This is a genomic window from Cryobacterium sp. MP_3.1, from assembly GCF_035984795.1.
Lineage (GTDB): Bacteria > Actinomycetota > Actinomycetes > Actinomycetales > Microbacteriaceae > Cryobacterium > Cryobacterium zongtaii.
This window is the reverse complement of the sequence record NZ_JAXCHV010000001.1, coordinates 329,449-342,454: the sequence shown is the minus strand read 5'-3', so window position 1 is coordinate 342,454 and position 13,006 is coordinate 329,449. Positions and strand designations below refer to the sequence as shown.

The window sequence follows — 13,006 nt, the reverse complement described above, 5'->3', positions numbered from 1 at the left end:
AAAACGCTCGACTGGGATACCCCAGCCGAGCGTTTACGTGATCTAATTCAAAGCACCTAAACCATCAGGTGTTGCAACGACCGCTAGAAACCGCCTCGAGTTTTCGGGGCCTTTCTCACGTCGTGCGGGCTGGTTACGCCTCAGAGGCGGTGAAGGAAGTCCATCTGGAGTTGGGCGATCGTCGCGGCGACGAGGTAGCAGGCGATCGTGATCACGAAGATCCATGAGTAGGCGCCCGTCGCGAGGCGCCGCACCCGCGCCGAACCCGGAATGATGCCGGTCTTGAGGTTGTACAGGGTCACGGCGAGGAACACCGGGATCGTCACGGTCCAGGTGACCATGCACCACGGGCACAGCACGTCGAGGACGAAGAAGCTCTGGCCCATCAGCCAGATGACGAAGGCCAGCGCACCCGCGACCCCCAGGTTCAGGCCCAGCCAGAACCACCGCGCAAACCGGGCGCCCGAGAAGATCGCCGCCCCGATGGTGATCACCACGCTCCAGCCCGCCACCCCGATCAGCGGGTTCGGGAAGCCGAACACCGCGCCCTGCCAGGAGCCGAGGTTGGTGCTGCAGCCCACCAGGACGCTGAAGTTGCAGGACAGTTGCGCCGCGGGATCCTCCAGCATCGTGAACTTGTCCAGGGTGAGCGCGAATGCTGCCGCGAAACCGATTGCCCCCGCGAGAATCAGGAAAACGGCGAGACCGATCGGAGGCTTTTTTGAGGTGGTGAATGGCACATTCGGATTATGCCATGTGTCGCGTGCGCGTCCCTGGGAATGCGTGCGATAATCGAAACAGTCGTTTGAGCCGCGCTCAAACCGATGCCATAAGGCTTAATGGGCGGCATTCGCCCAGATTCATTGGTCCTAGACCAAAGGTATTTGCAACCAGAGCCAAGAGCCGGTTGCGGCACGCAATAGGATTCGCGGGGTTTTCGCGCAAGCGAGAGCATCGCACGAGAGAGTAACCGAGTGGGTGGCGCGGTCATCCACAGCGGTCAAGGAGCGCACCAGTGATGGTGGAAGACAACGACAACAAGAAGCGCAAGGGCCTGTTCGGCACTCGCAAAACAACCAGGAAGGCGGCACCGGCCAAGCAGCTCGAACCGATCGGTGACACGTCCCGTGTACCCGCTCAGGACGACCCGGCCGTGACGCCGGAGTCACCGTCGGCATCGGCCGACCGAGTGGCCTCCGACCAGGTGGCGTTCGGCCAGGCCTCGTCCGACCAGGCGCCAGCCGCGGTGGACCAGCCGGTGGCATTCCCTGCCCTGCCGACACCGTTCGACGAGACCGTCGAGGTCGTCCGCCGGCCGACGACGTCCCTGATCTTCCAGGCCCCGGCGATTCTGCCGGCCCCGGTCCGGTCCGGTGGCCGTCAGCTCGACGACGAGGATGACGACCCCGAAGAGGGCTCGACGGTGCGCCGGCGCGCACGCCGTCGCACCGGCGAAGAAGGCCGCAGCGACGACCCCGCGAACACCGTGGTGCGGGTTCGGACCCCCCGCGAACCCGAGCTGATCACCGAGCCCCAGCGGATCAAGGGCTCCACCCGCCTGGAGGCCAAGAAGCAGCGCCGCCGCGACGGCCGCGACGCCGGCCGGCGCCGCCCTGTCATCACGGAGGCCGAGTTCCTCGCCCGCCGCGAGTCGGTCGACCGCGCCATGGTCGTGCGGGCCAAGCACAACAAGATCCAGATCGGCGTTCTCGAAGACGGCGTGCTCGTCGAGCACTACGTGGCCAAGAACCAGGATGCGTCGCTCATCGGCAACGTCTACCTCGGTCGCGTGCAGAACGTGTTGCCGAGCATGGAAGCCGCCTTCGTCGACATCGGACGCGGCCGCAACGCCGTGCTCTACTCCGGTGAGGTCGACTGGGACGCCGCCGCGGTGAACTCCCCGGGTGCCAGCCAGACTCGCCGCATCGAGCTGGCGCTCAAGCCCGGCGACAAGGTGCTGGTGCAGGTCACCAAGGACCCGATCGGCCACAAGGGCGCCCGGCTCACCAGCCAGGTGTCGCTGCCCGGCCGCTACCTCGTCTACGTGCCGAACGGGTCGATGAACGGCATCAGCCGCAAGCTGCCCGACACTGAGCGCGCCAGACTGAAGAAGATCCTCAAGGAGGTCCTTCCGGACAACGTGGGCGTCATCGTGCGCACCGCGGCCGAGGGCGCGACCGACGAACAGCTCACCCTCGACGTCAACCGCCTCACCGCGCAGTGGGCCTCCATCGCCAAGCAGGTCGAAACGGTGTCCGGTCCGGCCCTGCTGCATAGCGAGCCTGACCTGCTGATCAAGATCGTGCGTGACGTCTTCAACGAGGACTTCCACAAAATGGTCATCTCCGGCGACGACGCCCAGGAGGTCATCGAGTCCTACCTGCGCCAGGTCGCTCCCGATCTCGTCGAGCGCGTCCAGCGGTACGAGGGCGAGCGCGACGCGTTCGACGAATACCGCATCTCGGAGCAGATCGAGAAGGCCCTGGACCGCAAGGTCTGGCTGCCGTCGGGCGGATCGCTCGTGATCGACCGCACCGAGGCGATGACCGTCGTCGACGTCAACACCGGCAAGTTCGTCGGATCCGGCGGAAACCTTGAGGAGACCGTCACCAAGAACAACCTCGAAGCGGCCGACGAGATCGTGCGGCAGCTGCGCCTGCGGGACATCGGCGGCATCATCGTTGTCGACTTCATCGACATGGTCCTCGAGTCCAACCGAGACCTGGTGCTCCGTCGCCTGGTCGAGTGCCTCAGCCGCGACCGCACCAAGCACCAGGTGGCCGAGGTCACCTCGCTCGGGCTCGTCCAGATGACTCGCAAGAAGCTCGGCCTGGGCCTGCTCGAGTCGTTCAGCGAAAACTGCGAGGCCTGCGCCGGACGCGGAATCGTCATCCACCACGACCCCGTCGTCAAGCACCGCCAGACCGCTCAGCCCACTCAGGAGCGCCGCCCCCGCAGCAAGTCCAACGGAAACGGCGGCTCCGGCCACGACACCGGCAACTCGGGCCAGCGCGGCAACGGCAACCAGAACTCCGGTCAGGCGCACGGTGCGCCCGTGCAGACGGATGCCGCCAAGGCCGGCCACGGCACGCACGGAATCACCGAGGACGCCAAGCACGCCCTCGCGCTGATCGCCGCGCGCACCATCAGCCGCTCACTGACCGGTTCGATCCCGGTGATCGCGCCGACCGAGACGGCTGCCCCGGCCGCCGCCCCGGCTGCTGAGGCCGACGCCCCGACCGCGGCCGAGAGCGTCGACACCGCACCCACGGCCCGTTCGAACTCTCGCGGCAACCGTTCGGGCAGTCGTTCGGGGGGCCGCACCGGCCAGTCGACCGACAGTGCGCCCGCCGTGCAGCCCGACCTGGCGTCCACCGTCCCGGCCGCCGCAGAGCCCGAGACCGCCGCCCCGGCGGTTCAGGCGCCTCTCCTGGCTGCGGAGGCCGTGCCGGCCGACTCGGCCGAGGGTGTCGCTATTCTCGACATCCCCGTGCAGAAGTCGCCGCGCAGCCGCCGTCAGGTGAGCAAGCAGGTCACCGACCAGCTGCTGGATTCGGTGCTTGAAGCCCTGCCGGAGCCCAAGCAGCCCGGCCAGGGCCGTTCGCGCAGCCGTCGGGTCACCACCGCCGGCGGTCCGACCGCCACCGTGCAGCCGATCGTGGCTCCCACGCAGGACAACGCCTAACGGTCGGCGGCCTCATCGGCCCTTGCAGCGGTGCCGCCCGATTCGGGCGCCACCGCTGTTGTCGTCCGGGGCTGGTCGGCGGGGGCCGGTCCACCTGACCGGTCCGGTTGCTGCACTCCGGTAAGATCGACGGATGCACAGGGATCGGGGGACGGTGCGGCGCGTGCCCACCGGACTCATTCTCGGTGTGGTCCTGGTCGCCGCCGCGTTCGCGCTCCGTGCCGTCAGCCCGGCGTTGCCCGGCTGGGGAGTCCCGGACCGCGTCCAGGACACCGTCACCCTCGCCCTGAGCGTGATCATCGAGTCAGCGCCTTTTGTGTTCCTCGGCATCCTGCTGTCCACGGTGGTGCAGGTGTGGCTCCCACACGGCTTCATCACCCGATTCCTGCCCCGCCAACCAGTGCTCCGCCGCGCCTGCATCTCGCTGCTGGGCATGTTCTTCCCGGTCTGCGAATGCGGCAACGTGCCCCTGGCCCGCGGGTTCATGGTGGGCGGCTTCACGGTGCCGGAATCGATCACATTCCTGCTCGCCGCGCCCATCCTGAACCCGATCACGATCATCACCACCCACCAGGCGTTCGGCTGGGGAGACGGGATCCTGATCACCCGCATCGTGGCCGGCTTCGTGATAGCCAACGTGATCGGGTGGCTCTTCAGCCGGCACCCGGACCCGGACAGCCTCCTGACCCGCACCTTCTCAGCGTCCTGCGCACGGCCGGATGCGCCGGTGAGCGCTGGCGGGCATGACGGCGGGTTGCACGAGGGGCACACTCACCCGCACGGTTCCCGGCCGGGTCGTATCGAACGGTCAGTCGACCTGTTCACCCGCGAGACCGCGGTGATCATGCCCGCACTGTTCGTCGGCTCGCTGATCGCGGCCCTCGTCCAGGTTTTTGTGCCCCGCTCGGTGCTGCTGGCGCTCGGCAGCAACCCGGTCTGGTCGGTGCTGGCCATGATCGCCCTGGCCTTCATCGTCGCGGTGTGCTCCAACGTCGACGCCTTCTTCGTGCTGTCGTTCGGCAGCACCTTCATGCCCGGCGGCATCGCCGCCTTCCTCACCTTCGGAGCCATGATCGACGTCAAGATGCTCGCCCTGATGCGCACCACCTTCACCACCCGCACCCTCGTTCAGATCACCGCGTTGGTGGCCCTGATGAGCGCGGCCGCCGGCCTGTTGGTGAACTATGTCGCTTAAGGAAATGTCGCTTAAGGAAAGGTCGCGTAAGGGCGCGTTGGCCGGCTACCTGGCCGAGCGCTGGCGCGGCATCGGCCTGAGCCTGGTGATCGTGGTGGCCACCATCTGGCTCGGCGCCACCGGGCAGCTCGGGTTGTACATCCACCCGCGCTACTTCATCTTCACCACCGTGATGGCCGTGGTCGGCCTCGTCTTCGTGGTGGCCAGCTTCGTGTTTCGCACCCCGGCAGCAGGGGAGCCGGAGCCGTCCGGCCGCAGGTCCGCCGGCCGGCGGACCTGGGCATTGGGCGGCAGCGCCCTGCTTCTGGCCATCGCGACGGTCACGGTGCTGGCCCTGCCCCCGGCCACCCTGACCAGCGCCACGGCCACCCAACGGGAGGTCAATTCCGGCGGGCTGGACAGCGAGGCCGCAGCGGATGAGGCGGCCGCCCTGGTGGGCACCGGCGACTACGAACGCCTGAGCGTGAAGGAGTGGGTGTCGCTCCTGGCCCAGTCCGAGGATCCCGCCCTCTACGCCGACAAAACGGCCAGCATCACCGGCTTCGTCCTGCCGGACACCGCAGACCCCGACAACGTCTTCTACGCCGCCCGGTTCGTGGTCACCTGCTGCGCCGTCGACGCCCAGCCCATCGGCGTTGCCGTCTACCAGCCCGGCTGGCAGGCCAGCTACGACACCGACGACTGGGTGCAGGTGACCGGCACCTTCGTGAGCAACCCGAGCGCCCGATCCGCAGACACCCTCGCCGTGCTGCCCACCACCATCGAGGCTGTCGACCAGCCGAGCGACCCGTATGTCTACTGACCTCACGTCTGGGCAGTCTTCGATAGCCGACCCGGACGCCGCAGCCGGTGGCCGACGGTTCCGCCGCACCCTCGCCGCCCTCCTCACCGGCCTGATCGTGCTGTGCCTGGCCCTGGTGGCCGTCAACGTGCTCAACGGGCCCCGGCTGACCGGTTTCCAGGTCGACACGAGCGCCGTCGTCACCACGGCCAACCAACGGCTCGTCCTCGACACGAACCAGCAGCTCGCCGAGGTGAGCACGGACCAGGTCACCGTCAGCCCGGCCGGCGTCGCCGACGTGCGGACCAGGAACGATTCGATCGTGATCGTCTTCCCCCAGCCGCTCGCCTACGACACCGAATACACGGTGACCGTCAATGACGTGACCGGCCCGTTCGCCGACAGGTCGAGCGACCTGGCCGTCTCCTTCCGCACCGACGAAGCGCCGCTCTACCTGCTCAGCCGGTCCCCGGCGCAGCCGAACGAGCCGACCAAGGCGCCCGACCGGATCGTACGCACCACCGTCGGATCTGCCGAGACCAGCGTCGCGTTCAGCGCCCCATACATCCAGTCGTTCGTTCCGGTCGGCGACGAACTCGTGGTGGTCACCCTCACCGAGGACCTCACCAACACGCTCAGTCTGGTGGATCGCGACGGCCGCGCCGCCGAACTCACCATGCCCGGCACCGGGACCGTGCACGACCTGCAGGCCTCCGCGTCCTCGAGCACCATCGGATTCCGCTTCACCAGCGCGGCAGGTGCGGGTGGCCACGTCTACGACAACACCCTGTTCCTGCTCGACCTCACCCGCGGCACCGTCGACACCGTGGCCGGGCTCGATGGTGAGCCCGTGCAGGCCATCGCCTGGGGGTTCATGGCCAACCGCGCCGAGGTCGTGGCTCAGCTCTTCGACACCACCCTGCTGCTGATCGACCCCCGAGCAGGTGCCGAAACCGTGCCCATCCCCATCGGACAGTTCCCCAACCTCAACGCGTTTGCCCCGGACGGGCTGCGCATCGCCGTGTCGGACCAGGACAGCCAGTACATCCTCGACCTGTCCACGGGGGCCGAGGCGGCGATCGTGCCGCAGGATGTCGCCGGGACCACGCCGTATACCGCCGAACTGCGCTTCCTCACCGGGGGAGAGGGGTACGTGCAGCGGGTGGCCGAATTCGACCAGGCGACCGGGCGCGTGGGACAGTCGCTGATCCTGGTCACGGGCGACCCCGCGACTCCGACGACGCGGGTGGTGTACGAGCCGGTGCTGCCCAATGAGACCATCGTGGGCTTCGCCATCTCACCCAACGACCAGTACTTGGCGATCCAGACCGTGCCGAACAGCCAGACCCAGGTGACGGATGGTTACCCCGTCGACCCGCAGGCCACCACGGCGACGACACTCTTCGTCGACCTGGCAACCGGGGCCATCACTCGCAGCATCGTGGGCATCGACGCCACCTGGTGAGCAGAGGTCAGCGGTCCCTGGCCTTGACCCGCAAGCCGCTGGCCCGCAGCCGGGTGACGAGACCGCGAAAGTCGACCGGCTCCGCTCCGGCCGCGACCAGGGAGTCGTAGCGGTCCTGGGGCACGTCGTAGTGGTCCAGATCGAAGCCGCGCCGGGGGATGCCCTGCGCGGCCGCGAAGGCGTGCAGCTCCGCCAGAGAGGAGTCGCTCACCAGGTGAGACCAGAGCGTGCCATGGGCCGCCCAGGCCGGCTGGTCGATCAGTATGCCCATGCTGAAAGTGTATGGACAATTCCGGCCCTAAGCTTGTCCACGGCGGCGCCATCGAACCGAGGGCGCGACACGCCCTCTCGAGGTGGTTTGACCGGGGCATTCCGATCAGCTAAAGTCGAGTGTTGGTGTGCGAAGGACTCTGTCCACGTAGCGCCCAAGGTTTTCTGACGTGACATGGTCCGACTTGGTCCATGTGCACTCGGTAACTTTCCATCATAGGAATCGGAGCCCCCGGGGTTCCCCAGAGATAGGTACGTAAAGTGGTTTACGCAGTTGTGCGCGCCGGTGGGCGGCAGGAGAAGGTAGAGGTCGGGACCATCGTAACGATGGACCGAATCAAGGCTGACAAGGACGGCAACGTCGAGCTGGCCGCCGTGCTTCTCGTCGACGGCGACAAGATCACCTCTGACTCGACGTCGCTGGCCAACGTCAAGGTCACCGCCGAGGTCCTCAACGACCTTCGCGGCCCGAAGATCGTCATCCAGAAGTTCAAGAACAAGACCGGTTACAAGAAGCGTCAGGGGCACCGTCAGGAGCTCACTCGCGTTCAGGTCACCGGCATCGCCTAGGCCCGAGGAGAATAACTAATGGCACACAAAAAAGGTGCGAGTTCCACTCGCAACGGTCGTGACTCCAACGCTCAGCGCCTCGGCGTGAAGCGCTTCGGTGGTCAGGTTGTCGGCGCGGGCGAGATCATCGTCCGTCAGCGTGGCACCCACTTCCACCCCGGCGTGAACGTCGGCCGTGGCGGCGACGACACCCTCTTCGCCCTCGAAGCCGGCTCGGTCGAGTTCGGTGCCAAGGGTGGCCGCAAGGTCGTCAACATCGTGGTAGCTGCCGCTTAGGCATCCACACAGCTTTTCAGCATGAGGGCGGGCTTCGGCTCGTCCTCATGTTTGTTTGTATCGCCACCTGAAAGGGGCATTCCCATGGCCACGTTCGTTGACCAAGTCACGCTGCACCTGCGAGCGGGCAACGGAGGAAACGGTTGTGTCTCGGTCAAACGCGAGAAGTTCAAGCCTCTCGCCGGCCCCGATGGCGGAAACGGCGGAAACGGTGGCGACATCGTTCTCGTCGCCGACCCGCAGGTGACCACCCTGCTCGCGTTCCACCGTTCACCGCACCGCAGTTCCGCGAACGGCGGCCCCGGCATGGGTGACCACCGCAACGGGTACGGCAGCGACATCATCGAGCTGAGCGTGCCGCTGGGCACCGTCGTCAAGGATGCGGAGGGCAACGAGCTCGCCGACATGACCGAGCCCGGCTACCGCATCGTCGTCGCCGCGGGCGGACAGGGTGGACTCGGCAACGCCGCGCTCGCCTCCACCAAGCGAAAGGCCCCCGGCTTCGCACTGCTCGGCACCTACGGCTTCGAGGGCGATGTCTACCTCGAGCTCAAGACCGTGGCGGACGTCGCGCTCGTCGGCTACCCGTCGGCAGGCAAGTCCAGCCTGATCGCGGCCATCTCGGCGGCCCGGCCCAAGATCGCCGACTACCCCTTCACCACCCTGCAGCCCAACCTCGGCGTTGTGGATGCCGGTGAGGTGCGTTACACCGTCGCCGACGTGCCCGGTCTCATCGAGGGCGCCAGCGAGGGCAAGGGGCTCGGCCTCGAATTCCTGCGCCACGTCGAGCGCTGCACCGCATTGCTGCACGTGCTCGACTGCGCCACGCTCGACCCCGGACGCGACCCGATCAGCGACCTGGACATCATTCTCGGCGAACTCGCCGCGTACCCGGTGCCCGAGGGCCAGACGCCCCTGCTCGAGCGTCCCCAGCTGATCGCGCTGAACAAGATCGATGTCCCGGAAGGCCGCGAACTCGCCGCCTTTGTGAAGGCCGAACTCGAAGAACGCGGCTACCGCGTCTTCGAGATCTCCACGGTCAGCCACGAGGGACTGCGCCAGCTGAACTTCGCCCTGGCCGAGACCGTCGAAGCCGGCCGGATCACCAGCGCCGAAGCCGCGGCCCTCAAGCCGCGTATCGTCATCCGCCCCAAGCCCGTCGACGACAGCGGTTTCATCGTGCGCGTCGAGGGCGGTTCGTTCGGCAACATCTTCCGCATCCTCGGTGCCAAGCCCGAACGCTGGGTGCAGCAGACCGACTTCAAGAACGACGAGGCCGTCGGCTTCCTCGCCGACAGACTGGCCAAGCTCGGCACCGAGGACGAACTGTTCAAGGCCGGCGCTGTCGCCGGTTCGACAGTGGTCATCGGCCCTGGCGACGGCATGATCTTCGACTGGGAGCCCACCCTCACCTCCACAGCCGAGCTGATCACCGCCCCGCGTGGTACCGACAGCCGGATGGACGACTCCAAGCGCCGCACCAGCAACGAGCGTCGTGAGGAATACCTCAAGCGCATGGACGCCAAGTCCGCCGCGCGTGCCGAGCTCATCCGTGAGCGCGAGGCCGGTATGTGGTCCACCGGTGAAGAAGAGTTCAACGCCGGCGAAGGTGAAGTCACCGAGAACAACGCCGCCCGCCGGCGCGTCAAGGAGGGCGACTCCGAGTGACCGGAGGAGCGAGGCGGCCGCTGGAGCGCAGCGGCGTCGGCACTGCGGCACGGATCGTCGTGAAGGTGGGATCGTCCTCGATCAGTGGTGCCAACGTGGGGCAGATCGCTCCCCTCGTCGACGCCCTGGCGTCGGCGCACGGCCGCGGCGCCGAGGTGGTGCTGGTGTCCTCAGGCGCCATCGCCACCGGGATGCCGTACCTGCAACTCGACGAGCGTCCCACCGACCTCGCCACCCAGCAGGCAGCAGCCTCCGTGGGGCAGAACCTGTTGATCTTCCGCTATCAGGACAGCCTCGACCGGTACGACATCGTCGCCGGCCAGGTGCTCCTCACCGCGGGCGACCTCGACAACGCGTCGCCGCGCAGCAACGCCCAGCGCGCCATGGAACGGCTGCTGGGCCTGCGCATCCTGCCGATCGTGAACGAGAACGACACCGTCGCCACCCACGAGATCCGGTTCGGCGACAATGACAGGCTCGCCGCTCTGGTCGCCACCCTCGTTAAGGCGGACCTGCTCGTTCTGCTCAGCGACGTTGATGCGCTGTACACCCGGCCCCCGCACCTGCCCGGAGCCGAACGAATCGAGTACGTGGCCCAGGGCGATACCCTCCCCGGCGTCGAATTCGGTTCCTCCCAGTCCGGCGTGGGCACCGGCGGCGCCGGCACCAAGGTCTCCGCAGCCCGGATCGCCGCCGAGGCCGGAACCGCGGTCCTGGTCACGTCGACGTCGCTGGTCGCCGAGGCCCTCCGCGGCGACCGGATCGGCACCTGGTTCGAGCCGGCCGACCCGGCAACAGTGAGGCATTCTGCCCTAAACTGACGGCATGTCGCAGACTCTACCCGCCACGGCCGTGCCCGGTTCCAGCCCTGACGGGTTCACGGAGATGCTCGTCACGGCCCGGACGGCTTCGCTCGCGCTGGCGTCCGCGCCGACCCGGCTGAAGAACGCGGCGCTCCACGGAATCGCCGTGGCGTTGCGCGAGAACGTGGCGCGGATCGTCGCCGCCAATGCCCTCGACCTGGCCGCCGGTGCCGAGAACGGCCTGACTGCCGGACTTCTCGACCGGCTGCGCCTGGACGAGGCGCGCATCCGGTCGTTGGCCGACGCCGTCGACGAGATCGAAGCGCTGACCGACCCTGTCGGCCAGGTGGTGCGCGGCAGCAGCCTGGCCAACGGCGTCAAGATCAGCCAAATACGCGTGCCCTTCGGTGTCGTGGGTGTCATCTACGAGGCCCGCCCGAACGTGACCGTGGACATCGCCGCGCTGGCCCTCAAGAGCGGCAACGCCGCCGTGCTGCGTGGCGGGTCCGCCGCCGAGAACTCCAATCGGGTACTCGTCGGCCTGATCCAGGAGGCGCTGGTCGCCGCCGGCCTGCCGGGGGAGTGCGTGCAGACCATCGACCCGTTCGGACGGGCCGGGGCGACGGCGCTGATGCAGGCCCGCGGACTGGTCGACGTGCTCATTCCGCGCGGCAGCGCCGGACTGATCCAGGCCGTCGTGACCGAGTCGACGGTGCCCGTGATCGAGACCGGCGCCGGTGTCGTGCACATCTTCCTGGATGCGTCCGCCAACGAGCAGTGGGCCGCGGACATCGTGCACAACGCCAAGGTTCAACGACCCAGCGTCTGCAACGCCGTCGAGACCGTGCTCGTGCACGAGCAGGCCGCCGAGCGGGTGCTGCCAGGCGTGCTCGCCAAGCTGGCCGGCGCGGGCGTCACCATCCACGGCGACGCCGCGGTGCGAGCACTCTACCCGACGGCGGTTCCCGCGACCGTCGAGGACTGGGCGACCGAATACATGAGCCTGGACCTGTCCGTCAAGGTGGTGGCCGACCTTGACGCCGCGATCGCACACATTCGTCGGTATTCGACCGGGCACACCGAATCGATCATCACCAACGACATCGTCAACGCGGAGCGCTTCCTCAACGAGGTCGACTCGGCCGCGGTGATGGTCAACGCGTCCACCCGGTTCACCGACGGCGGTGAGTTCGGGTTCGGCGCTGAGGTCGGGATCTCGACCCAGAAGCTGCACGCCCGCGGACCGATGGGCCTGCCGGAGCTCACCAGCACCAAATGGATCGTGCGCGGTACCGGCCAGATCCGCGACTGACGCCGGTGCCGCTCACCGGCACGGGCAGAGCGTCCCGCTAGACTGGTCGCGGTACCGCTGCCGCCCGCCGATGCAGCGCGAAAAAGTATTTCTGAACGGAGATTCCATGTTGTTCGTGACCGCTGTCCTTGCCGAGGTCGAGCACACCCAGCTGCCCGTCGCGACCTGGGTCTACGGCCTCGTGGCCCTCATCGTGTTCGCCGCCCTCGGGTTCGTCGTCTGGAGCTTCCGTGACGTCGCGAACCGCCACAGCGCCAAGGCCAACGCCTACGCCGCGGCTCACGGTGGCGCAGCCAGCCACAGCGGCCACTGACAATCGGCGCCGTGACCCGGGACCGCCCGCGCATCGGCGTGATGGGCGGCACCTTCGACCCCATCCACCACGGGCACCTCGTCGCAGCGAGCGAGGTTGCGCAGAGCTTCGACCTCGACGAGGTCATTTTTGTGCCCACCGGGCAGCCCTGGCAGAAGACCGACGTCACGCGGGCCGAACACCGGTACCTGATGACCGTCATCGCCACGGCGTCCAACCCCCGTTTCACCGTCAGCCGCGTCGACGTGGACCGGACAGGCCCGACCTTCACTATCGACACCCTCCGCGACCTGCACGCCGAACGCCCGGATGCCGAGCTGTTCTTCATCACCGGCGCAGACGCGATAACCCAGATCCTGGGTTGGAAAGACGTCGCCGAACTATGGAAACTTGCCCACTTCGTGGCTGTGAGTCGCCCGGGACACGACCTGAGCATTTCAGGATTGCCTAACCAGGACGTAAGCTTGCTGGAGGTTCCGGCTCTGGCGATCTCGTCTACTGACTGCCGGGCACGCGTGAACCGGGGTTTCCCGGTCTGGTACTTGGTCCCCGACGGGGTTGTCCAGTACATCTCAAAGCACCATCTGTATCGGAGTGTGGCATGACGTTGGGTAATAGCCCGCAGCCACTGACGCGACGACAGTTGCGCGAGTTGGCTCGGGAGCACG

13 protein-coding genes are annotated in these 13,006 nt (G+C 67.4%); 11 read left to right on the top strand and 2 right to left on the bottom strand.

Features of this window, described 5'->3' with window-relative positions; all coding sequences use genetic code 11:
* Positions 1-140: 140 nt before the first annotated feature.
* Positions 141-740 carry a vitamin K epoxide reductase family protein gene (locus RCH12_RS01625; protein ID WP_327015839.1) on the bottom strand — a complete coding sequence of 200 codons (600 nt, stop codon included), beginning with the start codon at positions 738-740 and terminating at the stop codon, positions 141-143.
* 278 nt (positions 741-1,018) lie between these two features.
* Between RCH12_RS01625 and RCH12_RS01620 the strand changes: the two genes are divergently transcribed.
* From RCH12_RS01620 to RCH12_RS01605, 4 genes are all read left to right on the top strand, one after another.
* The gene (locus tag RCH12_RS01620) at positions 1,019-3,685 is read left to right on the top strand and encodes an Rne/Rng family ribonuclease (RefSeq protein ID WP_327015844.1); all 2,667 of its coding nucleotides are present in this window, start codon (positions 1,019-1,021) and stop codon (positions 3,683-3,685) included.
* A gap of 163 nt (positions 3,686-3,848) precedes the next feature.
* On the top strand, positions 3,849-4,880 hold the full coding sequence (locus tag RCH12_RS01615; RefSeq protein ID WP_327015838.1) for a permease: 1,032 nt from the start codon (positions 3,849-3,851) through the stop codon (positions 4,878-4,880).
* 4 nt (positions 4,881-4,884) lie between these two features.
* Positions 4,885-5,682 (top strand): TIGR03943 family putative permease subunit, encoded by a 798-nt coding sequence (locus RCH12_RS01610; protein ID WP_327015837.1) that lies wholly within the window; start codon positions 4,885-4,887, stop codon positions 5,680-5,682.
* The gene (locus RCH12_RS01605) at positions 5,672-7,126 is read left to right on the top strand and encodes a hypothetical protein (RefSeq protein WP_327015836.1); all 1,455 of its coding nucleotides are present in this window, start codon (positions 5,672-5,674) and stop codon (positions 7,124-7,126) included. The genes RCH12_RS01610 and RCH12_RS01605 overlap by 11 nt, the downstream gene beginning before the upstream one ends.
* Before the next feature lie 7 nt (positions 7,127-7,133).
* Here RCH12_RS01605 and RCH12_RS01600 read toward each other — a convergent pair whose 3' ends face one another.
* On the bottom strand, positions 7,134-7,397 hold the full coding sequence (locus tag RCH12_RS01600) for a DUF4031 domain-containing protein (RefSeq protein WP_088456368.1): 264 nt from the start codon (positions 7,395-7,397) through the stop codon (positions 7,134-7,136).
* Between the two features lie 260 nt (positions 7,398-7,657).
* Here RCH12_RS01600 and rplU point away from each other — a divergent pair, with 260 nt between their 5' ends.
* From rplU to nadD, 7 genes are all read left to right on the top strand, one after another.
* Positions 7,658-7,966, top strand: a complete 309-nt coding sequence (gene rplU, locus RCH12_RS01595; protein ID WP_066595881.1) for a 50S ribosomal protein L21 — start codon at positions 7,658-7,660, stop codon at positions 7,964-7,966.
* A gap of 18 nt (positions 7,967-7,984) precedes the next feature.
* Positions 7,985-8,242 carry a 50S ribosomal protein L27 gene (gene rpmA, locus RCH12_RS01590; RefSeq protein ID WP_066595878.1) on the top strand — a complete coding sequence of 86 codons (258 nt, stop codon included), beginning with the start codon at positions 7,985-7,987 and terminating at the stop codon, positions 8,240-8,242.
* A gap of 84 nt (positions 8,243-8,326) precedes the next feature.
* Positions 8,327-9,910, top strand: a complete 1,584-nt coding sequence (gene obgE / locus RCH12_RS01585; protein ID WP_088456367.1) for a GTPase ObgE — start codon at positions 8,327-8,329, stop codon at positions 9,908-9,910.
* 20 nt (positions 9,911-9,930) lie between these two features.
* Complete coding sequence (gene proB, locus RCH12_RS01580) at positions 9,931-10,731, top strand: glutamate 5-kinase (RefSeq protein WP_103432146.1); 801 nt, start codon at positions 9,931-9,933, stop codon at positions 10,729-10,731.
* Positions 10,732-10,735: 4 nt separating this feature from the next.
* Positions 10,736-12,025 carry a glutamate-5-semialdehyde dehydrogenase gene (locus tag RCH12_RS01575; protein WP_327015835.1) on the top strand — a complete coding sequence of 430 codons (1,290 nt, stop codon included), beginning with the start codon at positions 10,736-10,738 and terminating at the stop codon, positions 12,023-12,025.
* 106 nt (positions 12,026-12,131) lie between these two features.
* A complete protein-coding gene (locus RCH12_RS01570) occupies positions 12,132-12,338 on the top strand; it encodes a hypothetical protein (protein ID WP_103431964.1) in 207 nt (68 codons plus the stop codon).
* A gap of 2 nt (positions 12,339-12,340) precedes the next feature.
* Complete coding sequence (gene nadD / locus RCH12_RS01565; protein ID WP_279326950.1) at positions 12,341-12,943, top strand: nicotinate-nucleotide adenylyltransferase; 603 nt, start codon at positions 12,341-12,343, stop codon at positions 12,941-12,943.
* Positions 12,944-13,006 lie beyond the last annotated feature (63 nt).

Bases quoted from the DNA above. Each gene is read 5' to 3' on its own strand.
- RCH12_RS01575 (WP_327015835.1), top strand. From the start codon at position 10,736: ATGTCGCAGACTCTACCCGCCACGGCCGTGCCCGGTTCCAGCCCTGAC.
- RCH12_RS01600 (WP_088456368.1), bottom strand. From the start codon at position 7,397: ATGGGCATACTGATCGACCAGCCGGCCTGGGCGGCCCATGGCACGCTC.
- RCH12_RS01620 (WP_327015844.1), top strand. From the start codon at position 1,019: ATGGTGGAAGACAACGACAACAAGAAGCGCAAGGGCCTGTTCGGCACT.
- RCH12_RS01610 (WP_327015837.1), top strand. From the start codon at position 4,885: ATGTCGCTTAAGGAAAGGTCGCGTAAGGGCGCGTTGGCCGGCTACCTG.
- RCH12_RS01605 (WP_327015836.1), top strand. From the start codon at position 5,672: ATGTCTACTGACCTCACGTCTGGGCAGTCTTCGATAGCCGACCCGGAC.
- RCH12_RS01570 (WP_103431964.1), top strand. From the start codon at position 12,132: ATGTTGTTCGTGACCGCTGTCCTTGCCGAGGTCGAGCACACCCAGCTG.
- obgE (WP_088456367.1), top strand. From the start codon at position 8,327: ATGGCCACGTTCGTTGACCAAGTCACGCTGCACCTGCGAGCGGGCAAC.
- rpmA (WP_066595878.1), top strand. From the start codon at position 7,985: ATGGCACACAAAAAAGGTGCGAGTTCCACTCGCAACGGTCGTGACTCC.